Annotated in this window: 24 protein-coding genes; 15 read left to right on the top strand and 9 right to left on the bottom strand. The window is 36.0% G+C overall.

Features of this window, described 5'->3' with window-relative positions; genetic code table 11:
* The first annotated feature begins 3 nt into the window (after positions 1 to 3).
* Complete coding sequence (gene spoT, locus A9G28_RS11095) at positions 4 to 2,112, top strand: bifunctional GTP diphosphokinase/guanosine-3',5'-bis pyrophosphate 3'-pyrophosphohydrolase (RefSeq protein WP_065580705.1); 2,109 nt, start codon at positions 4 to 6, stop codon at positions 2,110 to 2,112.
* A 5-nt stretch (positions 2,113 to 2,117) separates the two neighbouring features.
* On the top strand, positions 2,118 to 4,211 hold the full coding sequence (gene recG / locus A9G28_RS11090) for an ATP-dependent DNA helicase RecG (protein WP_065580704.1): 2,094 nt from the start codon (positions 2,118 to 2,120) through the stop codon (positions 4,209 to 4,211).
* A gap of 101 nt (positions 4,212 to 4,312) precedes the next feature.
* Here the strand turns inward: recG and ulaG are convergent, their stop codons facing one another.
* Both ulaG and ulaR read right to left on the bottom strand, forming a co-directional pair.
* Positions 4,313 to 5,380 carry an L-ascorbate 6-phosphate lactonase gene (gene ulaG, locus A9G28_RS11085; protein WP_065567937.1) on the bottom strand — a complete coding sequence of 356 codons (1,068 nt, stop codon included), beginning with the start codon at positions 5,378 to 5,380 and terminating at the stop codon, positions 4,313 to 4,315.
* Between the two features lie 26 nt (positions 5,381 to 5,406).
* The gene (ulaR, locus tag A9G28_RS11080) at positions 5,407 to 6,168 is read right to left on the bottom strand and encodes an HTH-type transcriptional regulator UlaR (protein ID WP_065567938.1); all 762 of its coding nucleotides are present in this window, start codon (positions 6,166 to 6,168) and stop codon (positions 5,407 to 5,409) included.
* A 430-nt stretch (positions 6,169 to 6,598) separates the two neighbouring features.
* Between ulaR and A9G28_RS11075 the strand changes: the two genes are divergently transcribed.
* The 12 genes from A9G28_RS11075 to uvrD all read left to right on the top strand — a co-directional run bounded on the left by A9G28_RS11075 (position 6,599) and on the right by uvrD (position 18,876).
* Positions 6,599 to 8,365 carry a PTS ascorbate-specific subunit IIBC gene (locus tag A9G28_RS11075; RefSeq protein ID WP_065580703.1) on the top strand — a complete coding sequence of 589 codons (1,767 nt, stop codon included), beginning with the start codon at positions 6,599 to 6,601 and terminating at the stop codon, positions 8,363 to 8,365.
* Positions 8,366 to 8,388: 23 nt separating this feature from the next.
* Positions 8,389 to 8,862, top strand: coding sequence for a PTS sugar transporter subunit IIA (locus tag A9G28_RS11070; RefSeq protein ID WP_065567940.1), 474 nt, complete (start codon positions 8,389 to 8,391; stop codon positions 8,860 to 8,862).
* 3 nt (positions 8,863 to 8,865) lie between these two features.
* Positions 8,866 to 9,558, top strand: a complete 693-nt coding sequence (locus A9G28_RS11065) for an L-ribulose-5-phosphate 4-epimerase (protein ID WP_065567941.1) — start codon at positions 8,866 to 8,868, stop codon at positions 9,556 to 9,558.
* A 16-nt stretch (positions 9,559 to 9,574) separates the two neighbouring features.
* Positions 9,575 to 10,219 (top strand): 3-keto-L-gulonate-6-phosphate decarboxylase UlaD, encoded by a 645-nt coding sequence (locus A9G28_RS11060; protein ID WP_065567942.1) that lies wholly within the window; start codon positions 9,575 to 9,577, stop codon positions 10,217 to 10,219.
* Between the two features lie 64 nt (positions 10,220 to 10,283).
* Positions 10,284 to 11,192, top strand: a complete 909-nt coding sequence (locus tag A9G28_RS11055) for an L-ribulose-5-phosphate 3-epimerase (protein WP_065567975.1) — start codon at positions 10,284 to 10,286, stop codon at positions 11,190 to 11,192.
* Positions 11,193 to 11,509: 317 nt separating this feature from the next.
* Positions 11,510 to 11,677, top strand: coding sequence for an LPS translocon maturation chaperone LptM (gene lptM / locus A9G28_RS13410; RefSeq protein ID WP_141673682.1), 168 nt, complete (start codon positions 11,510 to 11,512; stop codon positions 11,675 to 11,677).
* 12 nt (positions 11,678 to 11,689) lie between these two features.
* Positions 11,690 to 12,943 carry a diaminopimelate decarboxylase gene (gene lysA / locus A9G28_RS11050; protein WP_065567943.1) on the top strand — a complete coding sequence of 418 codons (1,254 nt, stop codon included), beginning with the start codon at positions 11,690 to 11,692 and terminating at the stop codon, positions 12,941 to 12,943.
* Between the two features lie 124 nt (positions 12,944 to 13,067).
* On the top strand, positions 13,068 to 13,892 hold the full coding sequence (gene dapF, locus A9G28_RS11045) for a diaminopimelate epimerase (RefSeq protein ID WP_065567944.1): 825 nt from the start codon (positions 13,068 to 13,070) through the stop codon (positions 13,890 to 13,892).
* Positions 13,893 to 14,059: 167 nt separating this feature from the next.
* A complete protein-coding gene (locus A9G28_RS11040; RefSeq protein ID WP_065567945.1) occupies positions 14,060 to 14,794 on the top strand; it encodes a DUF484 family protein in 735 nt (244 codons plus the stop codon).
* Positions 14,795 to 14,803: 9 nt separating this feature from the next.
* Positions 14,804 to 15,724: a tyrosine recombinase XerC gene (xerC, locus tag A9G28_RS11035; RefSeq protein WP_065567946.1), complete on the top strand. Its 921-nt coding sequence runs from the start codon at positions 14,804 to 14,806 to the stop codon at positions 15,722 to 15,724.
* Positions 15,725 to 15,726: 2 nt separating this feature from the next.
* Positions 15,727 to 16,440, top strand: coding sequence for a 5-amino-6-(5-phospho-D-ribitylamino)uracil phosphatase YigB (gene yigB / locus A9G28_RS11030; protein WP_065567947.1), 714 nt, complete (start codon positions 15,727 to 15,729; stop codon positions 16,438 to 16,440).
* A gap of 195 nt (positions 16,441 to 16,635) precedes the next feature.
* Positions 16,636 to 18,876 carry a DNA helicase II gene (uvrD, locus tag A9G28_RS11025; RefSeq protein ID WP_065580702.1) on the top strand — a complete coding sequence of 747 codons (2,241 nt, stop codon included), beginning with the start codon at positions 16,636 to 16,638 and terminating at the stop codon, positions 18,874 to 18,876.
* 81 nt (positions 18,877 to 18,957) lie between these two features.
* On the opposite strand, the gene cyaY is transcribed toward uvrD, so the two are convergent.
* The 6 genes from cyaY to A9G28_RS10995 form a co-directional block, all read right to left on the bottom strand.
* Entirely contained in the window at positions 18,958 to 19,269 is a 312-nt protein-coding gene (gene cyaY, locus A9G28_RS11020; RefSeq protein ID WP_065567949.1) for an iron donor protein CyaY, read from the bottom strand.
* 103 nt (positions 19,270 to 19,372) lie between these two features.
* Positions 19,373 to 19,885: a surface-adhesin E family protein gene (locus tag A9G28_RS11015; RefSeq protein WP_065580701.1), complete on the bottom strand. Its 513-nt coding sequence runs from the start codon at positions 19,883 to 19,885 to the stop codon at positions 19,373 to 19,375.
* Positions 19,886 to 20,695, bottom strand: coding sequence for a hypothetical protein (locus A9G28_RS11010; RefSeq protein WP_065580700.1), 810 nt, complete (start codon positions 20,693 to 20,695; stop codon positions 19,886 to 19,888).
* Positions 20,696 to 20,770: 75 nt separating this feature from the next.
* A complete protein-coding gene (locus tag A9G28_RS11005) occupies positions 20,771 to 21,406 on the bottom strand; it encodes a thiamine diphosphokinase (RefSeq protein ID WP_065580699.1) in 636 nt (211 codons plus the stop codon).
* Between the two features lie 120 nt (positions 21,407 to 21,526).
* Positions 21,527 to 21,988, bottom strand: coding sequence for a ribosomal protein S18-alanine N-acetyltransferase (gene rimI, locus A9G28_RS11000; protein ID WP_065567953.1), 462 nt, complete (start codon positions 21,986 to 21,988; stop codon positions 21,527 to 21,529).
* On the bottom strand, positions 21,957 to 22,364 hold the full coding sequence (locus tag A9G28_RS10995; protein WP_065580698.1) for a DNA polymerase III subunit psi: 408 nt from the start codon (positions 22,362 to 22,364) through the stop codon (positions 21,957 to 21,959). Before A9G28_RS10995 ends, rimI begins: the two co-directional genes overlap by 32 nt.
* A gap of 93 nt (positions 22,365 to 22,457) precedes the next feature.
* On the opposite strand from A9G28_RS10995, the gene rsmC reads away from it, so the two are divergent.
* Positions 22,458 to 23,492 (top strand): 16S rRNA (guanine(1207)-N(2))-methyltransferase RsmC, encoded by a 1,035-nt coding sequence (gene rsmC, locus A9G28_RS10990; RefSeq protein ID WP_065580707.1) that lies wholly within the window; start codon positions 22,458 to 22,460, stop codon positions 23,490 to 23,492.
* Positions 23,493 to 23,655: 163 nt separating this feature from the next.
* Here rsmC and A9G28_RS10985 read toward each other — a convergent pair.
* A partial coding sequence (locus A9G28_RS10985) for a hypothetical protein (RefSeq protein ID WP_218057377.1) occupies positions 23,656 to 24,511 on the bottom strand: 856 nt, incomplete at its 5' end.

Raw genomic sequence — 24,511 nt, 5'->3', positions numbered from 1 at the left:
CTTATGCAATATTTTGATAGCTTAAAAGAGGTTGTAGCATCTTATCTTCCTGCTAAAAAAGTAGAATTGATACAAGATGCTTATCTTTTTGCTAAAAATGCACATGAAGGGCAATTCCGATGTAGTGGTGAGCCTTACATCACTCACCCGGTTGCAGTTGCAACAAATTTAGCCGAGATGCGGCTTGATTATGAAACAATTATTGCCGCACTTTTACACGACACCATCGAAGACACTCCTGTCACTTTTCAAGATATTACAATCAAATTTGGTCAACATGTTGCCATTTTAGTTGAGGGCGTGTCGAAATTAGACAAATTAAAATTTCGTAATAGACAAGAGGCTCAAGCTGAAAATTTTCGGAAAATGGTGCTTGCCATGACCGAAGATGTGCGCGTTATTTTAATTAAGCTTGCTGATCGCACCCATAACATGCGTACACTTGGTGCTTTAAGACCAGAAAAACGCCGTCGCATTGCCAAAGAGACTTTAGAAATTTATGCCCCTTTAGCTCATCGTTTGGGCATTAATCATATTAAAACAGAGCTTGAGATTTTGAGCTTTACTGCAATGCATCCAAATCGTGCCCAAGTGATTGAAAAAGTAATTAAAACGGCGCGAAATACACGAAAAGAGCTTATCCAACAAATTTTGTCTGAAATACGTAACCGGTTATTAGATGCTCATATTGACGCGGAAGTTACTGGTATCGAAAAAAATATTTATGCGATTTATCAAAAGATGAAATTGCGTGAGCAGCAGTTTCATTCCATTATGGATATTTATACGTTTAGAATTGTAGTAAAGGACGTTGATGCTTGTTATCGCGCTCTTGGGTTAGTGCATAATCTTTATAAGCCACGACTTAATCGTTTTAAAGACTATATTGCGATCCCCAAAGCGAATGGTTATCAGTCGTTACATTCATCATTAATTGGACCTCATGGAACACCTGTTGAAGTACAAATCCGCACTGAAGATATGGATCAAATGGCTGAAATGGGTGTTGCTGCGCATTGGGCATATAACGAAACCGATGAAATGAACAATACTACCACGCAAATTAAAGCTCAGCGTTGGATGCAAAGTTTATTAGAATTACAACAAAGTGTGGGTAACTCTTTCGAATTTATCGAAAATGTAAAGTCTGATCTGTTTCCTAAAGAAATTTACGTTTTTACCCCTAAAGGGCGTATTGTTCAGCTACCTGAAGGTGCAACAGCAGTTGATCTTGCCTATGCAGTCCATTCTGATATTGGTTATCAGTGCATTGGTGCAATTGTTGATCGTAAACCTTATCCTTTATCGCAACCATTAAGTAGTGGTCAAACCGTTGAAATTATTACTTCATCAGAAGGGCGACCTAATGCTAATTGGTTAAGCTTTGTAGTTAGTGCTAAAGCGAAGTTTCGAATTCGTCATGCGCTTAGAACACTTAAACGTGAAGATGCAATTAAATTGGGACGGCGTTTGCTCGATCTTTCGTTAGTTAAATCTGGCGGTATTAGTGAGTTATCATCAAGCCAAAAAGCTCGTGCAGCTGAGTTAGCTAAATTGCCAACTTTTGATGATGTTTTGTCCGAAATTGGGCTAGGCAATATTATGAGCCATTTTATAGCTAAAGGATTAGAACATAAATCGCTATTACAAAATAAAACAGAACCCAATAAAACACTAGTTATCACGGGTAGTGAAGGCGTTTTGGTTACGTTTTCTAAATGTTGCCATCCTATTCCAAACGATCCTATCGTGGGACATGTCAGCCCAGAAAAGGGGCTGATAGTGCATCACGAATCTTGCCGAAATATTTCAGACTATCAAAATAATCCAGAAAAATATATTCCGCTTAAATGGGCGCCAGATATTTCTCAACGCTTTGTTGTTGAAATTTGGGTTGATATTTTAAATGTTCAAGGCGCTTTAGCGAATCTCCTTTCAATTATTAATGGTGAAAATACCCACTTGCAGTGGTTAAATACCGAAGAAAAAGACAGACAAATTTATACCATCATTTTGCAAATAGAAGTGAAAAACACTCAGCAACTTAATGAATTAATGCGGAAAATATCGCTACAGCCCGATGTAGTGAGCGTGACACGAAATATAAATTAGTCATTATGATAAAGCGATTTTTTGATCATTTGCCGTTGATAAAATTAACGGGGATTGGTGCAAGTTTAGAAAAAAAATTTAATACATTAGGTATTTATACCGTCAAAGATCTGTTATTGCATTTTCCTTTACGTTACGAAGATCGTACGTCGTCTTGTTCCATTGGTGATGCGGTTATTGGTGAGTTCACTACAATTGAAGGCGCTATAATCAAAAGTGAAGTTGCCTTTAAGCGTCGACAAATGTTAATTTGCTATATTCAAGATGATTCAGGCATTGCCGTATTAAGATTCATGCATTTTACACCCAGCATGAAAGCTTCGTTGATTAAAGGAAAATGGGTGAGTGCGTATGGCGAGATAAAACGTGGCAAAAATTATATTGAAATTATCCATCCACAATTTAAATTTAAAGCCAATGGAAACGAGTCATCAGTCAGGTTAGATGATACTCAAGAAAAATATACACCCATTTATTCAACGACCTATGGACTATCTCAAGCATTGATTCGACGGTCAATCATGGCAGCACTTTTGTTGTTAAAAAATAATCCACCTAATGAAATTTTACCAGCAAAGCTAGCATGCCACTTTTTGCCAGTATTGGATTCTTTAAATATTGTACATAACCCGCCTATTGATACTCATATTGAACAATTAATGTCGGGCGAACACCCAGCTATTAAACGATTTATTTTTGAAGAATTGATTGCTTATCATTTAAGTATGTTGATGCTAAAAAAGCATAATCAAAAACAGCAAGCACATCTGTTTTCTCCAAATCAATGTTTGATTAAACCGTTTTTATCATCATTGCCTTTTACACCCACTTGTGCTCAGCAACGTGTTGTGCAAGAGATTTATCAAGACATGGCAAAACCAGTACCTATGATGCGATTAATTCAGGGGGATGTTGGTTCAGGCAAAACATTAGTTGCTGCATTAGCTGCATTAAATGCTATTGAAAATGGTTGTCAGGTAGTATTAATGGCGCCGACAGAAATATTAGCAGAGCAACATTATAACAATTTTAGTACCTGGTTTGCACCGTTGGGGATTAATGTTGATCTGTTGTCGGGGCGATTAACGGCTAAAAATAAACGACAGTGTTATGAACGTATTCAAAATGGTGACAGCACGTTATTAATTGGTACTCATGCGGTGTTTGTTGATAAAGTAGAGTTTAACTCGTTAGGATTAGTCATTATTGATGAACAGCATCGCTTTGGTGTAAACCAACGTCTAAGCTTGTGGGAAAAAGGTATTAAAGATAATTTCTTCCCTCATCAATTAATTATGACCGCAACACCTATTCCTCGAACACTAGCAATGACCGTTTATGCTGATTTAGATGTTTCAGTCATTGATGAATTACCACCAGGGCGAACACCAATTACTACGGTAGTAATACCGAATACTCGTCGAGATGAAATTATTGAACGGGTAAACCAAGCTTGTTTAGCAAATCGCCAAGTTTATTGGGTGTGTACTTTAGTTGAAGAGTCCGAAACACTTGATGCGCAAGCGGCCGAAATGCTGGTTACCGAATTACAAGCCCGTTTACCCCATTTAAGTATTGCGTTAGTGCATGGCAAAATGAAATCGGATTTAAAACAATCAGTCATGCAAGATTTTAAAGCTGGGAACATCCAATTACTTGTTGCAACAACAGTTATTGAGGTTGGTGTTGATGTGCCTAATGCGAGCTTAATGATCATTGAAAATGCTGAACGATTGGGTTTAGCTCAATTGCATCAATTACGTGGACGAGTTGGGCGAGGATCAGCAGTATCGCATTGTGTATTGATGTATCAAGCCCCCCTAAGTAAAGTTGCTCAAGCACGCATGAAGGTGATGCGTGAAAGTAATGATGGTTTTGTTATTGCACAAAAAGATCTTGAACTTCGTGGTAGTGGCGAAATCTTAGGTACCCGGCAAATGGGTATCGCTAATTTTAAGGTTGTTGATTTGGTTCGTGATCAACATTTGATTAGCCAAGTGCAACAAGCCTCTTACGACATTCAAAAGAACTACCCACAAAGTGCCACTCAACTAATTGATTGCTGGCTGCCAGATCGTGAAAGATACATTAATGTTTAATTAATTGGGGTAAAGAGATTGATGTGTGGACGGTAGAAAGTGTTGTTTGAATCAGTCCACACATTGAAGCCTAATAGAGGCTTAATAATTATATTAGCCAATTATAAGAATGATCGATACGGCAATTCTGGTTCATCGGTAAAAATATCTCTAAAGCCACGGTAATGCTGATAGTGCATTTTATGTTTATCGGTTGGATAAGTGTATCTACCGCCAACTTGCCAGAAGAAAGGTGTAAATTGATAATCAAGACGATCTTTCTTCATTTGCCATAATACTTCAATTTCGCGTGGGTCACTTTGGAAGTTTGCCCAAATATCATGATGGAAAGGGATCACAACTTGAGTATTAAGCGATTCAGCAGCACGTAAAATATCGGCTGATGTCATTTTATCGGTCACTCCTCGTGGGTTTTCACCGTAAGATAGCAATGCCACGTCAATTTTGTAGTCATTGCCATGTTTGGCATAATAGTTAGAATAGTGGGAATCACCCGAGTGGTACAATGAACCTCCTGATGTCTCAAATAGATAATTAACTGCTCTATCATTCATGCCATCTAAAATAGATTTATCGGTAGATGAAACGCCTTTTGGCAAAGTAACTAACGATGTTCTATCAAAAGAGTCTAATACGCGAATTGTAATATCACCAACCTCAATCGTTTCCCCCACTTTGGCAACAATACAACGATCATCTGGCACGCCCCAGCTTTTCCACAATTCTACACAAGCTTTCGGGCCAATAAATTTTACTTTTGGTGAACAGTTTTGAATAACTGCTGCAGCAACATTGACATCAATATGATCGGCATGATCATGAGTTGCCATCACTGCATCGATTTCTTTAATTGCAAAAGGATCAAGAACAAATGGGCTAGTTCTTAAGTTTGGTTGCAATTCACGGACTCCGCCCATTCGCATCATTTGATGCTGTTTGTTCATTAATGGATTTGCGTGAGTTTTTTTACCAGTACCACACCAAAAATCAACAGAAATATTGGTATTACCCGCTGATTTTAGCCAAATCCCCGTACAAGCAAGCCACCACATAGTAAATGTATTGGGTTTGACCTCGGTTGTTTCGATCTCCTCATTAAGCCACGTTCCCCATTCAGGAAATGTATTTAATATCCAAGATTCACGGCTAATTTCATTTACTTTACTCATACTCTGTTCCTTCTACAATTTTATTGTTAAACTAAAATAACCTCAACGCCTTGCTCCTTAATGCATTCAATTACGTCCTTATTAGCTTGTTTTCCTGTGATTAAAATATCTATTTTATTAACAGGGCAAAAAAGCATGCCTGAATTGGCTTTGGTATCAATTTTGGAGCTATCAACTACAACAACTAATTTCTCGGTTTTTTCCAATATTTGTTGTTCAGCTACAGCGCCTAATATTTCGTTTTTATAAAGACCTGTTGGTGTTAATGTTTTACCACTGGTAAACATCCACTTGCCAGCATAAGAATCGGTTATGTTAGCAATAGGATTAAGAATAATATTTTGTGTTTTGTTATATAATCCTCCCATAATGATGACATTTTCATGATCATGCTCAATTAAGTAACAAGCTAATGGAAAATAATTAGTAATAATTGAAACATTTTTACCACACAATTCACGGCCAAGTAAAAAAGCCGTAGAACCGCAATTTATAACAATATTTTCGTCACTGTTGCATAATTGTGCAGCTCGAATTGCAATACGGGCTTTTTCGTGATAATGATCGGTATTATTACTGTCAATCGGTGCCCAAATTGGTTTTATTTCTTCTAATCGCATAATACCATTGCGGACTTTTTTAACGCGCCCTTCCTGATCTAGCTTAGTAATATCGCGCCTTGCTGTTGCTGGTGATATAGCAAATTTTGCGATTAATTCGGACACTCTAACCATACCTTTTTCGTTTACTAACGCTACTATTTCATTATGTCGTGCAATTTCGTTCATTTTTTCTTACATTTCATTGTGATTAAATATGATTATTTTATCGTAATTTTTATTTGTATTGTTGTCAATTGCTATAATTTTATTTATTAATACTAATATTTTTTAATTAATTGATAATAATAATTTTAATTTTTTTTGTCTTTATATTTTATTTAAGTTGTGATGCTGATCACATATGAAATTATAGTTTGTTGAGAAAAGTGATCCTTGTCAAAACAATCATAAATAATCATTGAATGATTTATTTTGATTGTGGAATATAACAAGTGTTTTTAATGAGCGATGATAAATAAAGTAAAGTAATCAGCGGTTCCATTCATTTACTTTACGGATTATAAGAAACTTGATGAAAGGCAATTAAATGAAACTCAATATCAGAGGTGAGTGTTGTTTGAGCAGTAAAAATGTCAATAACCGATGAGAGGAACATATGGAAGTAATTTATAACGTATTTTATATTTTTTATAGTCAAGTGATGACAAAAGCACCTTTGTTACTTGGCTTGGTGACAATGCTTGGTTATTGTCTATTACGTAAAGATATAACCACCGTGCTAAAAGGCACGATTAAGACCATTGTTGGATTTATGTTATTACAGGTTGGATCTGGCGTTTTGGTATCAACATTCAAACCTGTTATTGCTAAATTGGCACAGTACTATGGCATTAAAGGCTCTATCATTGATACTTATGCATCAATGGTCGCCGTCGAAACGGGTATGGGCGAATGCTATTCATGGGTTGGCTATTCTGTTTTGCTTGCATTAGCGATTAATATTATTTTGGTGGTATTTCGACGTTTAACCGGAATTCGAACCATTATGTTAACTGGTCATATTATGTTCCAACAGGTTGGTTTAATTGCGCTGTTTTATTTCCTTTTTGGTTACAGCATGTGGGAAACGATCATCTATTCGGCCATTATCACTGCGCTTTATTGGGGAATATTTTCGAATATGATGTTTAAGCCGACCGAGGCTGTTACTGGGGGAGCTGGTTTTTCCATAGGCCACCAACAACAATTCGGTTCTTGGATTGCGGTTAAGTTAGCGCCAAAATTGGGGGATAAAAACGATACAGTTGATAATCTAAAGTTGCCAAAATGGTTGCATATCTTTCATGATAGTATTGCCGCAACTACAATTGTGATGACAATTTTCTTTGGTATTATCTTGCTGTCATTTGGGTTAGATAATTTACAAACAATGGCAGGATCCACCCATTGGACCATTTACATCTTTGAAACAGGGCTTAAATTTGCCGTCGCAATTCAAGTTATTGTTGGTGGGGTGCGTATGTTTGTTGCTGAATTGTCCGAAGCTTTCAAAGGCATTTCAGAAAAGCTAATTCCAAATGCGGTATTAGCTATTGACTGTGCGGCAATTTATGCTTTTTCACCTAATGCGATGGTGTTTGGTTTTATTTGGGGGGCTTTAGGGCAATTCTTAGCGATTGCATTATTACTCATCTTTAAATCGCCAATTATGATTATTCCTGGCTTTATACCAATGTTTTTTTCGAATGCAACCATTGGTGTATTTGCCAACCATTTTGGTGGTTGGAAAGCCGTAATGAAGATCTGTTTTGCCATGGGAATGATAGAGGTATTAGGCTCTGCTTGGGTAATTCATATCTTTGCTCAAAATGGTACGCCGATTGACTCATGGATGGGAATGGCCGATTGGGCGATTTTATTTCCACCGATTTTACAGGCTTTATCTATTTCACACTTGTTTATTTATGTTCTTATTGTTCTAGCCCTGATTTATATGTTTTTTGCTGCTAAACAGCTTCGCCAAGAAGAGGCTATTTCTACAAATCAGCCTGAAATCAACGATAAAAACCAAGATGTCAATGAATCAGTACTTGAAAAAATGGATGAAGTCGCCGTGAGTGAAGGTCGTCCAATTCGTATCTTGGCAGTATGTGGGAGTGGTCAAGGCTCTTCAATGATGATGAAAATGAAGATTGCTAATTATTTAAATAAAAAAGGCATCCCAAACGAAATGGATTCTTGTGCTGTGACTGATTATAAATCACGTTTACCCAATGTCGATATCATTGTTGCATCTAAACATCTTATTCATGAAATTGAGGTGAATGAAGGTCAACATGCGTTAGGCGTACAAAATATGTTAAATCCACAAACTTTTGGCGATGAGCTGATAAAGTTGATTGAACAAGTGTTTTCTAAATGATCTTAAATACTAAGGAGTGCACCATGGCTTTAAAAGAATCACTAATTGAAAATAACGCTATTTTACTCAAAGCAAATGCTGCAACTTGGCAAGATGCCATCAAGCTAGGCACTGATATGCTAGTCGCCTCTAAAGCAATAGAGCCGTCGTACTACGATGCTATTGTTCGCTGTGTCAAAACAATGGGACCTTATATTATTATTGCACCAAACTTTGCCATGCCTCATGCAAGACCTGAAGATGGGGTAAATCGTACAGCTTTTGCTTTAGTTACCTTAGAAAAACCTGTCTATTTTGATGGTGAAGCTGAGCCTGTCGATGTTTTAGTGACATTAGCAGGTAGCACATCGGATCAGCATATGGAAGGATTAATGGAGGTCACTCAAATTTTAGATGATGAAAACAGTGAAACAGGGGTTGATCTAGATAAATTAAGGCGTTGTAACACCAAAGAAGATGTTTACGCCGTTATTGATCGTGCCTTAAATGGAGGTTAAATCATGTATCAAGCATTAAAAGAACGGGTATTGAATGCTAATTTATTGTTACCTAAATATCATTTAGTGACTTTTACTTGGGGTAATGTCTCTGAAATCGATCGTGAAAAAGGCGTTATCGCCATCAAGCCTTCTGGTGTTGAATATAGCAATATGAAACTGGATGATATTGTGGTTGTTTCGCTAATGGGAGATATTGTGGAAGGAAAATTAAATCCTTCAAGCGATACCGCAACGCATATTGAATTGTATAAAGCATTTCCACAAATTGGTGGTATTGTGCATACCCATTCTCGTTATGCCACTATTTGGGCACAAGCGGAATTAGATATCCCTGCACTAGGTACGACGCATGCCGATTATTTTTATGGTGATGTGCCTTGTACGCGTGAACTAACCGATAGTGAAATTGCAATTGATTATGAAAAAAATACAGGATTAGTCATTGTAGAAGAGTTTAAACGCCGAGGTCTAGATCCCGTCGCAATGCCAGGGGCAATTATCTCTGGTCATGCTCCATTTTGTTGGGGTAAAAATGCGTTAGATGCAGTGCATAATGCGGTCGTACTTGAAGAAGTAGCTATGATGGCTCTTGCCACTCGGCAACTTAATCAAGCAATCAAAATTCAACAAACGTTATCTGATAAGCACTATTTTCGCAAACACGGTGCGAATGCTTACTATGGTCAAAAATAGCAAATAGGAGAACAACATGGCAGCACCTAAATTACAAATCGCATTAGATCAAACTGAATTAGCGCCAGCATTAGATGTGGCAAAAAATGTAGCGGGTTTTGTCGATATCATTGAAGTGGGAACCATTCTTGCTTTTGGTGCAGGTATGCAAAGTGTAAAACGGTTAAGAGAACTTTATCCTAATCATATTTTAGTATGCGATTTAAAAACCACTGATGGTGGTGCAATATTGGCAAAAATGGCTTTTTCCGCAGGTGCAAACTGGTTAACGGTTTCAGCCGCTGCGCACATTGCTACTGTCGAAGCTTGTAAAAAAGTGGCTGATGAGTTTAAAGGCGAAATTCAGATCGAATTATACGGGCATTGGACATTAGAAGATGCTAAAGCTTGGCGTAACCTTGGCATTAAGCAAGCAATATACCATCGATCTCGTGATGCTGAACTTGCTGGTATTGGTTGGGGTGAAGATGATATAGCAAAAATGCGCCAATTATCTGATTTAGGACTTGAACTTTCAATCACCGGTGGCATTGTGCCAGAAGATATTCACTTATTTGCAGGCATAAAAACTAAAGCGTTTATTGCTGGTCGTGCGCTTGCTAATGAAAATGGTCAACAAACTGCGCAAGCATTAAGAACGCAGATCGCAAAATATTGGTAACAACAGCATGCAGTTGAAAAATCAGCTGCATGGTATTTTTTCATATAAAAAATGGGTTATCACAATGCCACAAAGTAACGATATATTTGAAAAACGGTATCAAACCAAAAACACGCCTCGAATAGGCATTTACGAAAAAGCCTTACCTAATCAATTATTATGGCAAGAGAAATTACAAATAGCCAAAAACTTAGGATTTGATTTTATCGAAATGTCGGTCGATGAATCAGATGAGCGCCGCGCCCGATTAGATTGGTCTGACGATGAGATCTATTCACTTAGGCATCAATGTGAAAAAATCGGCATTCCACTACATTCCATGTGCTTAAGTGCGCATCGTAAATATCCATTTGGTTCAGCTAATCATGATACCCGCAATGAAGCTAAAATCATTATGGATAAAGCGATTACACTAGCTTACAAATTAGGGATAAGAGTGATCCAGCTAGCGGGTTATGATGTCTATTATGAACCCGCTGACTTGCAAACTCATCAACGTTTTATTAAAGGTATGCAGTGGGCCGTTAAGCAAGCTGAGCGAGCTGGGGTGATGCTGGCGGTTGAAATTATGGATACACAATATCTTAATAGTTTAAGCAAGTTTGAAATTTTAAAAAAAGAAATCAACTCGCCTTATTTTATGGCTTACCCTGATGTAGGCAATATTACCGGATGGAATTACGATACTTGTACCGAACTTATGTTAAGTCGTGATCATATTGTGCAGATTCATTTAAAAGATACCTATAAAGTTAAGTCGAATTATCTTGGTCAGTTTAGGGATCTTGTTATTGGTGAAGGTGAGGTTGATTTTACCGCTATCTTCAAAACGCTTAGAGCCATGAATTATGTGGCTCCCCTAGTTATCGAAATGTGGGCGAACGATGATAATTGGGAAACCAATATTATTACTGCGCAAAAAAGATTAAAGCTAATAGGTGATAAAACCAATTTTCCTATTTTTGACAAGTAAACTAACCTTTTTTTAATCCACAGTTAGAATCAGTTCTTGTGCTATGACTACACAGTATTAAGTTCTACCAAAGTAATTCAGCGGTAGAGCTTAATATGAAATTGTTTAACGTGTGTTAAGGTATATGAATCAATAACAACAAGACCACAACAAGACCACAATTAACCGTTTTGGCATTTTACTTATTGCAGTACGCCATCGACTTACTAATTTTATCTATCGGTTTATCTAGACTTGATTAATTACACTTTGCACTGCTATGGGTATCGTGTAATATAGATAGCATCATAAAAAATCGAAATAATCTTGAATACGATATGAAATTAACTATAAAATTACTCTCTATCTTTTGGATTACGTTAGTTTTAATGGGGTGTGGATTAAAAGGGCCACTTTATCGTCCAGTTGAAACCGCATCAATAGTACAGTTTAAAACTACAACAACAGCCTCAATTCAGTCTGATTCATTGATTAGAAAAATATAAAGGAATAAAGGGATGGATTTTTTGCATTATCAGCAGGGTCACTTATTTGCTAATCAAATAGCTATAGCGGATCTTGCAAAACAGTATGGTACTCCATTGTATGTTTATTCAGCAGATCACATAAGCAAACAGTTTTTAGCCTATGAACAGGAATTGGCTGCTAATAAACATTTAGTTTGTTACGCTGTTAAAGCGAATAGCAATTTAGCTGTTTTAAGTTTATTGGCAAAATTGGGATCGGGCTTTGATATTGTTTCACAAGGTGAATTAGAACGAGTATTAAAAGCAGGCGCTGATCCTAAAAAGATCGTGTTTTCTGGCGTGGCTAAATCAATCGTTGAAATTGAACGCGCGCTTGAAGTTGACATTAAATGCTTTAATGTTGAGTCTGAGCCTGAATTATATCGAATTGATGAAGTTGCAAAAAGATTAGGTAAAATCGCACCGATTTCATTGAGGATTAATCCTGATGTGGATGCTAAAACACATCCTTATATATCAACAGGCCTGCGCGAGAATAAATTTGGTATTAGTTATCAGTTAGCGTTGGATATTTATGAAAAAGCACGATCATTAGCGCATATTAATATTGTAGGTATTGATTGCCATATTGGTTCGCAATTAACCCAATTGTCACCATTTCTTGATGCTGCTGATCGCATTCTTGCTTTAGTTGATAAATTACAATCCAATGGTATCTTTATTAAACATATCGATTTTGGTGGTGGTTTAGGCGTTTGTTATGACAACGAGCAACCTCCGACAGCATTGCAACTCGTCACCGAGTTAAAGAATAAATTAGTTAATTATCCTGATATTGAAATTCTGTTTGAACCTGGGCGATCTATTGTTGCTAATTCAGGTTTGTTAATTACTAAAGTTGAATATACCAAACACCAAGATAGCAACCACTTTGCGATTGTCGATGCGGGAATGAATGATTTAATTCGTCCAGCACTGTATGAAGCTTGGATGAACGTATTACCTGAAAAACAACCGCAAGCTAGCGATGAGCCATTCATATACAATGTTGTTGGTCCTATTTGTGAATCTAGTGATGTTCTAGCCTATCAGCGTGCGCTTTCGGTTAAGCAGAACGATTTGTTGGTAATTTGTAGTGCTGGTGCTTATGGGTTTTCTATGGCATCGAATTACAATAGCCACCCAAGACCTGCTGAAGTGATGCTAATTAATGAACAACAGCATAAATTAATTCGCCAACGTGAGTCTTTGGATGATTTATGGCGAGGTGAAGTGGTTTTATAGCATTTATAAATAGTAGAAGGGTTAATAATCTCCATACTATATTCTTCTTTGCGTGGATACGAGTTAACAGCCAAAATAAAAAAATAAAGAACTAATATGTTTGACAACAAAAGGTAAATTTACGATGAACTTTTCAAAAATGCATGGACTCGGAAATGATTTTATGGTTATTGATGCAGTGACGCAAAATGTTCATCTGTCAACTGAAATGATTAAGCGTATGGCTGATAGATATACTGGCATTGGCTTTGATCAACTTCTTATTGTTGAGCCACCTTATGTGCCCGATAGCGATTTTCATTATCGTATCTTTAATTCTGATGGTTCTGAAGTTGAGCAATGCGGTAATGGTGCTCGCTGTTTTGCTCGTTTTGTTCGTTTAAAAGGGTTAACTCGAAAACGTGTATTAAAAGTTAGCACCATGAAAGGCAATATTATTTTAACTGTAAATGATGATGAGACAGTACGCGTTAATATGGGGGAGCCTATTTTTGAACCCAATAAGATTCCTTTCAAGGCTATTAAAGAAGAAAAAACTTATATAATTCGAGCACAAGAACAGACCGTGTTATGTGGCGTTGCATCTATGGGGAATCCTCATTGTGTTATTCAAGTCGATAATATTGTAACAGCAGAAGTTACAAGGTTGGGAGCGGTATTAGAGCAACATGAACGCTTTCCCGAACATGCTAATATTGGCTTTATGCATATTATCGATCGCGATAATATTAACTTACGGGTATTTGAACGAGGGGTTGGTGAAACTCAGGCTTGTGGTACAGGTGCTTGTGCAGCAGTGGCAGTAGGTATTAATCAAGGATTATTAAACCCGCGTGTTAATGTTAATTTACCAGGTGGTAAATTATTGATTGAATGGAACGGTGGGCATCAACCACTTTATATGACAGGACCGGCTACACATGTGTATGATGGCTTTATTGCCATTTAATTTTGATATTATCGCTGTTTAACCACAAGGCTTTGTTATCGAAAAATTTCGACGGGTAAAAATCGTTCAGAAAACCCATTGATTTTATTCGGTTTTTTTTGTTTGTTTTAAAAGGGTGACTTTAATCCCCCAAAAACGTTAGACATATAATATGATAGAAATGAATTATGGTTGCAAAAACTACTAGGAATAGACGAGCAAGAAAATCCCAGAAAAAACCATCTTCTGTACAATTGAATGATGAAATTGTCAGTCAATATATTATTGATAACCCTGATTTTTTTATACGAAATGCACGATGTGTAGAGAGTGTTCAAGTGCCTCATCCTGTTCGTGGGGGGATTTCATTACCTGAATGGTATATGGCACGCCAGCGCAATAAAATTAAGCAATTAGAATCCGAAATTACGTTGTTAATGGAACATGCTAGCGCTAACGAGCTACTTTTTAACCAAATGATGGATTTGCAAATTGAATTGTTCAAAGCACAAGATTTAAACCAATTAATAGTCATATTAAACACATGGGCAAAATCGTTAGGTCTCAGTGGTGCTTACTTATATCTTTTTGACGACAAATGGTTACTTAGTGCGCCGTCAAATTATTATTATTTAGCTTTAAATACGTTACAGTTTGATTTTATTCGTGTTAGGCATTTACAGTATAGCCAACAATATTTAGGGACATTGAATTCAACGGAAATTGATTTTTTATTGCCAGAACATGGTTATGTTGGTTCGGTAGCTTTATCATTATTAGGACGATTTGGTGATCTGGGTCTGTTAATGTTTACTAGCACTAATCCAGAACATTACCAAGCAGGGCAAGGGACATTATTACTTGAAAAAATGAGTGAAATTTTACCTATTTTAATTAGTAGATGGATCATGCGAATAAATTAAGGAAAGATCATGGCTCAGCCTAATCAAAATGTCGATGCTCGATTAACTTTGCCTGTTGATCAGTTTTTAAATTATTTAAAGTCAGAAAAACAGCTTAGCTTAAACACACAAATCAATTATCGGCGTCAACTTTATGCGCTTATGTCATTGGCAAAAGATGCCGAAATTTCAACTTGGCAAGATTTAGACTCTTCAGCAGTAAGATTGTTAATTAGTCGTAGCAGACAAACAGGGTTACAAGCTAGAAGCTTATCATTAAGATTATCTGCGTTGCGCAGCTTTTGTGATTGGATGGTAAAAAATGAATATCTTAACGCCAACCCAGCTCGAGGCGTGCTAAATCCCAAATTAGGTCAGCATCTACCAAAAAATATTGATATTGACGAAATTAATCAGCTACTTGAAATTGATCATAATGATCCTCTTTCTGTTCGTGATAGAGCGATGCTTGAAGTTATGTATGGTTCGGGGTTACGTCTTTCTGAATTAGTTACGCTTAACTGTCGAGAATTAAATCTGATTGATGGTGAAGTCCGTGTAATGGGTAAAGGAAATAAAGAGCGAAAACTACCATTAGGTCGAGAATCTATCAAATGGATTAAACGCTGGTTGTCAATGCGAGATTTTTTTATTCCACAGGATGATGCGCTATTTATTTCAAAGTTAGGTAAACGAATTTCACCACGTAATGTTGAAAAGCGATTTGCCGAATGGGGCGTTAAGCAGGGCTTAAGTAGTCATGTCCATCCGCATAAATTACGTCATTCATTTGCAACTCATATGCTCGAATCAAGTGGTGATTTGCGAGCAGTGCAAGAGTTGCTTGGGCATGCTGATTTATCTACGACTCAAGTTTATACGCATTTGGACTTTTCACATCTGTCTGAAGTTTATGATTCAGCTCACCCACGAGCTAAAAGAGGAAAATAAAGATGCACTTTTATCGCTCTATTACTACGATTAAAGCGCTGACTTTCGATCTGGATGATACTTTATATGATAACAGTATGATCGTTGAAAAAGCAGAAGACGAAATGATTAATACGCTTAAGCGTTATGAACCGTTGCATACTTTAACTCTATCTGAGTATTTTACTGAAAAGTATGCCGTGCTTGCCGATAATCCCGAAATCTATCATGATGTTAATGTTTGGCGAGCTCAAACGATTAAATCGTTATTAAGTAAAACCAATATTCCAAAATCAAAATTTACCGACATAATTGATGAATCCGTTGCCTGTTTTAATTTTTGGCGACATAAGATGAAAGTACCTGAATCAACACACTTATTATTAACTCAATTGGCTGCTAACTATCCTTTAGCGGTGATCACTAATGGTAATGTCGATATTAATCAAATTGGTTTGGGGGATTATTTCCAATTTTCCTTACGAGGTGGTGAATGTACGCGTTCAAAACCTTTTCCAGAAATTTTTAATTTAGCCGCTCATAAATTGGCTATTCCATCGCACCATATTTTACATGTAGGAGATAATTTATTAACAGATGTTGCTGGTGCTATTGATAGTGGTTTCTTAGCTTGCTTTATCAATATTTATAATCGCGATATTTTACAACTTGAGGAGGCAAGATGTTTGCCCCACATGGAAATAACTCAATTGTCAGAATTAGAGAATCTGCTATAATCTTCATTGTGTCTGTATAAATAAACAGTAAAATTAAGTGAAGATAAATTATGTTAATACCAGCGATACATTTTCTTAATAAATTTTATTTTTTCTTAGCTACAAGTCGACAATAGTGGCTCAAGATATGATAACAATATTAACAATACACTCGACATTAATGCTGGTTAATGTTTTCGATTACTAAAATAGGTTATGAACGTAATGCAAAATAATAAATCATTATTAGACGACCTGAATACAGAACAACAAAATGCAGTCACCACCGATAATCAATATACCATTGTCCTTGCTGGAGCAGGGAGTGGTAAAACGCGAGTTTTAGTTCACCGTATTGCTTGGCTTTGTATTGAGAAACATTATTCACCAGGATCAATTTTTGCGGTTACTTTTACCAATAAATCTGCTGCAGAAATGCAAGAGCGAATTCAAACATTAGTAGGCGAAAGTTATTTTAATGGGATGTGGGTAGGGACATTTCATGGGTTGACTCACCGTTTATTACGCATGTTTCCTGAACAAGCTAAGTTGCCACCTAATTTTCAGCTTATTGATTCTGAAGACCAAGTTCGGCTCATCAAACGGATTTTTCGAGAACTAAAAATAGATGAAAAACAATGGTCACCTAAACAATGTGCTGCTTTTATTTCCACTCAAAAAGAAAAGGGGTTACGTGCTGATGATATTGTTCCAGAAGATCCTAAACAAGTTATGTGGCAAACGATTTATCGCGATTACCAAGCTATTTGTGATAGAGTTGGTTATGTTGATTTTTCTGAATTAATCCTAAGAGCTTATGAACTGCTTTGCCGTGATAATGAAGTATTAGCTTATTGTCATCACCGTTTTTGCAATATTCTCATTGATGAATTTCAAGATACAAATCATATTCAATACCGCTTTGTACAAAAGTTAGCAGGTGGAACTGCCAATGTAATGATAGTCGGGGATGATGATCAATCTATCTATAGTTGGCGTGGTGCGAATGCAGATAATCTTCAATTATTTATTAATGATTATCCTGAAACTGAAATAATTCGATTAGAGCAAAATTACCGTTCGACAGGTAATATTCTTGATGTAGCAAATAAATTAATTGCACAAAATAAAAATCGGTTGGGAAAAAACTTATGGACAGATAGAGGCAATGGTGAGCTGATTTCGCTTTATGTTGGCTTTAATGATGTTGATGAAGCTAGATTTGTTATTGGTCAAATAAAAAAACTGCATCAAGAAGGCGAAAATTATGCAAGTTGTGCAATTTTGTACCGAAATAATGCGCAATCACGCATCTTTGAAGATACCTTGTTACAAGCTGGATTACCTTATCAGATTTATGGATCTATACGTTTTTATGAACGGCAAGAGGTAAAATTAGCACTGGCTTATTTACGATTATTGCACGACCACCATAATGATATGGCGTTTGAAGCTACAGTCAATACTCCGCCACGAGGTATTGGTCATGTTACGCTAGATAAAGTTAGATTGGCTGCAAAGCAACATAATATTTCATTGTGGCAAGCGTGTATAATGCTAATCCAAGCTAATGCATTGACAGAAAGGCAGTGTTCAGGAATCAGTCGCTTTTTGGAGTTGATAGAATCTATTTTTAATGAAGTAGGTACACAGCCATTTTATAAGCAACTCGACGCGATTATTAAATTATCTGGTGTATTGCAAATGTATGAGCAAGAGCCTGGCATTAAAGGTCAATCCAGATTAGAAAATCTTGAAGAATTAGTATCCGCAGCTGAGCAGTTTTATCTTTCTAATGAAAACACAGTTATTGAAGACAGTGAAACGGGTAAAACATTGACTGTTTTAGAGTCTTTTTTAGCTTATACGTCGCTAGAAAGCCGAGAAGCAAATCGCGAACAAGATTTAGTTCAATTGATGACCCTGCATTCAGCCAAAGGTCTTGAATTTGATAATGTATTTATTGTTGGATTAGAAGAAGGGTTATTTCCTGCTCTACGCTCTTCCCAAGAACCTGAAAAAATAGAAGAAGAAAGGCGCCTTGCTTATGTTGGTATTACTCGAGCCCGTAAATTTTTGACCCTTTCATTAGCTGAGCTAAGGCGTTTATATGGACGTGAAGAACGTAATTTGCCTTCCCGCTTTTTGGCGGAATTGCCTGTTGATAAATTAAATGAAATTAGTTATCGAGGCGATATTACCTTATCAGGAAAAGAAAAATATTACGATTCAAATGAAGATAGACAACCTTATCGTGATCGCCAAAAATCTTATATTAAGAAAACTTGCCAAAGCGATGGTTACACACTAGGCCGTAAAGTGTTGCATAACCGTTTCGGCGAAGGCACGATTGTTAACCTTGATGGAGACGGCGATCATAAGCGAGTACAAATTGCTTTTGTTGATGAGGGCATTAAATGGTTGGTAGTGAAACTAGCTAATCTTACCTTACTGTAAACTTCATTTTAAGTAAGCTTCTATAATTATTTGATGAAACGGGGGATTGAGCGTTAAATTAATCCCCGATTTTAATCTACCTTATTGATCTGCTTGTTCTCTTACAGATTCCGAAAAAATCTGGTCAAATGGATGGTTAGTTCGATTACAAATCCAATTATCATTTATATATTCAAAATGATAACCTTGTATACGAGTGGCTAACCAGACCTGAAAAAGAGGCTCTTGGGTATTAACGATGATTTTACTGCCATTGGGAAAACTAACAGTAATGACATTACCATTTGCTTCATAGTCCAAATCGATATCATGCTTATCTGCATAATCATCCAAATACAATTCAATTTTATTAAATAGCTCATCAGTAAGTGCATGGAATTGTGCGGTATTCATAAAAGTATAATCGGTTAGGTAAATAATGGCGTGATATTAGCATAAATAGATATGCTCTGCCACACAACAAGGTGGCAAGAGTAAAATAGGTACAGATTTATTATTAAGGTGCTAGCGGTAATGAACAACCAATAACAAGTAACTTATATTGCCCACTACCTTGGTTTGTATTTACCCAGCGATTTGGCATTTCAATTGTATTGACTAATGTTCCATCGCCAAAGTTGTTTTCAATTGTTCTGAGTTTGCCTTTTGCTAATTCCATTTTATCGCAATTAGCATAGTAATCAATTTTAATGGAATGATAAGGCGTTTCAGTGCCATCATTATTTTTTTGAACTAATGCTGGACTGTAGTTAGTCACTTCACTAAATACACGAATTTTAGTATTAAAAGGGTGAAGTTTAATCGATTTTCTATCTAAAAAAGAATAACCAACAATATTATCTTCGTTCGATTTCGATATGGGAATAAATTGTTCACCAACTCTAGGATCTTTCAAGCTCTCAGCTGCTGTATTTTCATTTTTTTTAGCGTCATTATCGATTTTTTCTTCAGCTGCATGACTAAATGTGGCAAAAGAAAAGAGAATTAAAAATAAACTGATCTTTTTCATCTAAATATTATCTCCATCTTTTGAGGTAGTTTCTATAGGATTAATGTGCGTTTGAGGTTGTTGTTCCTGTTCCTGTTCCTGTTCCTGTTTTTCTTTTTTCTTTTGCATCTTTTCTTTATATGCTTTGATTTTTTGTTGAAGCTCAGCTTCTTGTTTTTCAATAATTGGTTTTAGATCTGGTCGAATAACAAATAGCTCTTTTTTCTCTATATCACCTTGGATAGAACAAAAAACACTACTTTGGTTATTGGCAATTTGTTCTAAGTAAAGTGCTTTATTAATGGTTCCGATCCTTGGTATAACGCCATCAATAGCATAAGGATCGTCTTGCCATGTTGCAGGATTCAATTTGTGATCATAAATTTGGGAATTTGCTATGTAAATATTGGTATTGTATGGCAACCAATTAATATTATTTAAAGCATTTTTAACCTCAATTTCATTATTATCAAAGATAAAACCCCAATATAAAAAATAACCATACAAGGAGGTTGGAATATAAATATTACGATAGCCAATAATCTTCAAACCATGATATTCAAGTGGTTTTTTTAGCATGACTTGGTTTTCATCAAGATTTTGAATAGCCTTAACAGGAATATAGGTGACCTGTTCAGGTGTAGTTGCTAAATCGACATATTGGTTGATTGATTCTTGGTGTTTAGCAAGTTGCTCAAAAAACTGATTATCACATTGAAGAAATGTATCGATTACTTTGTCTGTTTCACGTTGCTCGGTATTGGTCTGTGCAAAAGACATACAAGAAATAAATGAAGCACAAACAAGCACAGAAAGTTTTTTTAGAAGCATGGTGAGTTTCCTTGACCAATAAATTATACTTATTTTTTTGGGGAAAATTATTGTAAAGTAATGTAAATATGCGTGTCAATTAACATTACGTAAATCCTCAACAAAGATGATTAAATCGCCGTTTTTAAATGATATTTTAGCCAAATCACTAATAATTTTGTTTCTTAAACTCACACATCCACCCAATGATAGCGTTTGCTTTGTTAAGGGATACTGAAACCCTGTGATAGTTAAACCAGTCACTTTTGAAAGTGGCATTAGCGAAATAATACGATTTTTTACATTAGTCATCTTTTGATAACGTTTGGCAAAAAAGAAATAGCAATAATTATCATAAAATGTTATTTGAAATCGATGATAATATCTCATTGCAACAGAAATATTACCTAAAAAGTGATCGCTAGCATGACCGCAAGCGCCATAAATATCGAATGTGGTTACGCCTTTATCTGCTAAAAACAAGATTGCCTTTTCAAAATCCGTTTTATTTTGATCGGGAGTGTGGATAATTTCAGTTTGCTTTGGAATGGTAAGGTTATTATTGAAACTATCTAAATCACCAATAATAAAATTGGGTATAATCGGTGAGTTTATCAAATAGTTATGATAAGCGCCGTCCGTTGCTGCAATATAGGTATAACTATCTGAATTGTTGGGGTAAAACTTCGGTGGCTCACCATTGACAAATAGTAGGGCTGTATTACTTTGCATGATTACTCTCTCAGATGTCTTTATCCGTTAAGCCGTAACATCTTGCTTTCAGGGATGAAATGTAAAGGGTAAACGACGGTGGTGGTAGTCATTCACCCATTATTTAGTGTGTGAAGGATGTCAAAAAGCTAATGTATAAGCCATAATAATTGCATCTTCTCGTTTACCATCAGTTGTTGGGTAATAGCCTTTTCGAACTGTTATTTGGTTAAAACCCAATGATTGATATAGCCTCATTGCTGGCGAATTTGATTGCCTTACTTCAAGCCAAAGTGTTGTAATTGGGCTTGGCGATGTTATGGTTATTAATTTCTCTATCAAGTGGTTGAGTAGATCTCTAGCCAGCCCTTGTTTTCTAAAATTGGGATGGATAGCGATATTAAATAACTCAGCTTCATCGAATGCTTGGTGGCAGATACAAAATCCTACTAGCTGATTATCGACAGTTATTTTAAAATTTAAATACCCATTCCCGTGGTTTGAAAAGAATGTCTGTTTTGACCACGGTATCGCATGGCAGATCTGTTCTAATTTAAAGGCTTTAGTTAAATCATTTTTTGTTAGGGTGGAAATCGTTTTCATATTGACATAATTGTTGCCAAAGTTGGCGTTTTTGTGGTGATGCATTTGCAAGTAAGTCTAAACTTATGGTTTGAATTGTGAGTGAATGCTCCCAATGCTCATCAGGTTTAATATCAATAAACCAAACAACAGCTTTAATCTCACTAGCAGGTATAATAAGCTGTGAAGGCGTTAAGACCAGTACTTGCTCTTCGGTAAGGCGAATAGCATTTAAAATATCAAAATAGATTTTTTGCGTTGGTTTTTGTTCGGCCACAACGATTAAACGAATCTCGTCACTAATGTGTGTGGATACTTCACCTTTCAATACGGCTGGTCTGCGCAAAACATACTGCGTTATATTGCATTGCTTTAGGTACCAATCTTGTTGCGTCATTATCGACTTACGTTTTTTATTAGAGATTAAAGGTGGTTAATTGTATAATCAACGCATCAATTTATAAAGGTTTTTCATCGAGGAAATATGGCCATATCCACTTTTACTCCTGCAAGTCAGGTTCTTGAGCGCCACCAAGCATTTTTTAACGATAAAAATGTGGTGATAGCAGGTGATATCCAAGATAGTTATCCATCGGTTATGTCAGCAAATCAAGTTAAGATTCATTGCACACAATTTCATACGTATTTACGTTTAAAAAATAGCGCACGAGGCAATCATACCTATTTTTCATTGTTGCCAGAAGCGGATTTTTACGTTGGAATGAACACACTGATTTACTATTGGCCCAAAACGAAAAGTGAAGCGCAGTTTCAGCTATCGTATTTATTACATAATATGCCTAAAGGGAGTGATATTTTTATTATTGGTGAAAATCGCACAGGCGTAAAAAGTGTTGAATCTTTATTAGGCGATTTTGGAACAATTCAAAAAATAGATAGCGCAAGACGTTGTGGGTTATATCATTTTCAGGCAGAAAGCCGTTTAGCGTTTGATCTTAATGAGTGGTGGTTAAGTTATCATTTAACTATTGAAAATCAAGATATCGAAATTAAAAGTTTGCCAGGTGTATTTAGCCAAAAAGGGTTAGATGCAGGCAGTGAGTTATTATTAAATGCATTAATAGATCATGCTGATATTATAAAAGGCAATGTATTGGATGTGGGCTGTGGCTCGGGTATATTATCTACAGTGCTTGGTAAATTATGCCCTGATATAGAACTGACGTTATCCGATGTTAGTAGCGCAGCAATTGAGTCAAGCAAAATGACGTTAGCTAGTAATAGTGTAAATGGGGGCGTTGTAGCCAGTGATGTTTTTTCGCATTTAAATGGTAAATATCATCTTATTGTTTCGAATCCCCCTTTTCATGATGGTAAACAAACCAGTTACACTGCGGTTAACTCCTTAATTAAGGAATCTAAAAAACATTTAAAATTAAATGGTTATTTGTGCATTGTGGCAAATTCATTTTTACCGTATCAAGCCATTTTAGATGAAACATTCAAATGTGTTGAAGTGATAGCCCAAACGACTAAATTTAAAGTTTATTTAGCAAGCCATTAATAAGTGAGGTTCGTTTATTTTTTAAAGAAAAGGATACGTTGCAATACATATCACAAGTTTTATCAAGTTTTACAAATAAAGGGGCGATTTTATCGCCCCTTTATTTTAAAATGTAAATAGCTAGATTTAAGCTGATTTCACTATTATTGATATCATATCTAGATTAAGAAAGGGCTTCTGTTAATGCTTGAATTTCATTATCAGTAAAATCACAGCGCGTAAAGTCTTGATCAAGAAGAATAGGAATAGTGTTGCTTTCACCGACTACGGCCAACGCATTACATTTATTTTTAATCATATCACCTATAATGATTGGTCCACCGCCGTCTACGTGTTTATTAAAATGAGCTATACATTTAACATTTTTTCCTTGCGCATTGTTTGCACGATATAAAGCAGTTATCGTTTTACCATAAGATGTTAATTTAATCGGTACAATAACAGGGGTTAATTTTTGTCCGTTAATTTCATCGATAACTTTTATCATTTTATGTGTTCTTAAAAAAAGGACTAAACTCATCCACGTAACCACCAATAACAAAAGAGTAAGAACAGTCGTAGTCCAAAATAGATTCCGCATATTACTAATAGCTAAATCGATTGTTACTAGTGATGGATCATCGGCAGAAGCTACAGCTACTACTTTATAATTTTCTTTTGCTCCACCAAGGAAAACGTAATCACGCGTAATAACTTGTCCTTTATCTGTGGTAATTTTCACTGAACAATTATCAATCATACGCTTTGCACGGCATTTTCCTTCTACATCATAATCAACCACAACGGGATTACGTGATATTTTATAATCAGTAATTAATCCAGGATAATTTTTCAGGGCTATAAACATTGCTAACCCAAAGAAAAATATTGCCGCAAATATTCTTCTTATTTGATGTAATGAGCCCTCTTGCTTTAGCTTCACAACTTTTAAAGGGCGAGTTGGAAATACTTCTACTAATTTATTCATCAATCCCATTTTATAAATATACTCCTTATTAAAAATAAATATTTCATGTCTA

The organism is Gilliamella sp. Fer1-1, assembly GCF_001690825.1.
Taxonomy (GTDB): Bacteria; Pseudomonadota; Gammaproteobacteria; order Enterobacterales; family Orbaceae; genus Gilliamella; species Gilliamella apicola_C.
This window is presented reverse-complemented; position numbering and strand designations above follow the sequence as displayed.

Coding starts and splice junctions, on each gene's coding strand:
- yigB (WP_065567947.1), top strand. CDS start 15,727: ATGCACTTTTATCGCTCTATTACTACGATTAAAGCGCTGACTTTCGAT.
- A9G28_RS11005 (WP_065580699.1), bottom strand. CDS start 21,406: ATGCAAAGTAATACAGCCCTACTATTTGTCAATGGTGAGCCACCGAAG.
- uvrD (WP_065580702.1), top strand. CDS start 16,636: ATGAACGTAATGCAAAATAATAAATCATTATTAGACGACCTGAATACA.
- A9G28_RS11060 (WP_065567942.1), top strand. CDS start 9,575: ATGGCAGCACCTAAATTACAAATCGCATTAGATCAAACTGAATTAGCG.
- ulaG (WP_065567937.1), bottom strand. CDS start 5,380: ATGAGTAAAGTAAATGAAATTAGCCGTGAATCTTGGATATTAAATACA.
- A9G28_RS11065 (WP_065567941.1), top strand. CDS start 8,866: ATGTATCAAGCATTAAAAGAACGGGTATTGAATGCTAATTTATTGTTA.
- cyaY (WP_065567949.1), bottom strand. CDS start 19,269: ATGAATACCGCACAATTCCATGCACTTACTGATGAGCTATTTAATAAA.
- A9G28_RS11010 (WP_065580700.1), bottom strand. CDS start 20,695: ATGCTTCTAAAAAAACTTTCTGTGCTTGTTTGTGCTTCATTTATTTCT.
- A9G28_RS11015 (WP_065580701.1), bottom strand. CDS start 19,885: ATGAAAAAGATCAGTTTATTTTTAATTCTCTTTTCTTTTGCCACATTT.
- lptM (WP_141673682.1), top strand. CDS start 11,510: ATGAAATTAACTATAAAATTACTCTCTATCTTTTGGATTACGTTAGTT.
- spoT (WP_065580705.1), top strand. CDS start 4: ATGCAATATTTTGATAGCTTAAAAGAGGTTGTAGCATCTTATCTTCCT.
- xerC (WP_065567946.1), top strand. CDS start 14,804: ATGGCTCAGCCTAATCAAAATGTCGATGCTCGATTAACTTTGCCTGTT.
- A9G28_RS11040 (WP_065567945.1), top strand. CDS start 14,060: ATGGTTGCAAAAACTACTAGGAATAGACGAGCAAGAAAATCCCAGAAA.
- dapF (WP_065567944.1), top strand. CDS start 13,068: ATGAACTTTTCAAAAATGCATGGACTCGGAAATGATTTTATGGTTATT.
- A9G28_RS10995 (WP_065580698.1), bottom strand. CDS start 22,364: ATGACGCAACAAGATTGGTACCTAAAGCAATGCAATATAACGCAGTAT.
- recG (WP_065580704.1), top strand. CDS start 2,118: ATGATAAAGCGATTTTTTGATCATTTGCCGTTGATAAAATTAACGGGG.
- A9G28_RS11070 (WP_065567940.1), top strand. CDS start 8,389: ATGGCTTTAAAAGAATCACTAATTGAAAATAACGCTATTTTACTCAAA.
- A9G28_RS11075 (WP_065580703.1), top strand. CDS start 6,599: ATGGAAGTAATTTATAACGTATTTTATATTTTTTATAGTCAAGTGATG.
- ulaR (WP_065567938.1), bottom strand. CDS start 6,168: ATGAACGAAATTGCACGACATAATGAAATAGTAGCGTTAGTAAACGAA.
- rimI (WP_065567953.1), bottom strand. CDS start 21,988: ATGAAAACGATTTCCACCCTAACAAAAAATGATTTAACTAAAGCCTTT.
- A9G28_RS11055 (WP_065567975.1), top strand. CDS start 10,284: ATGCCACAAAGTAACGATATATTTGAAAAACGGTATCAAACCAAAAAC.
- lysA (WP_065567943.1), top strand. CDS start 11,690: ATGGATTTTTTGCATTATCAGCAGGGTCACTTATTTGCTAATCAAATA.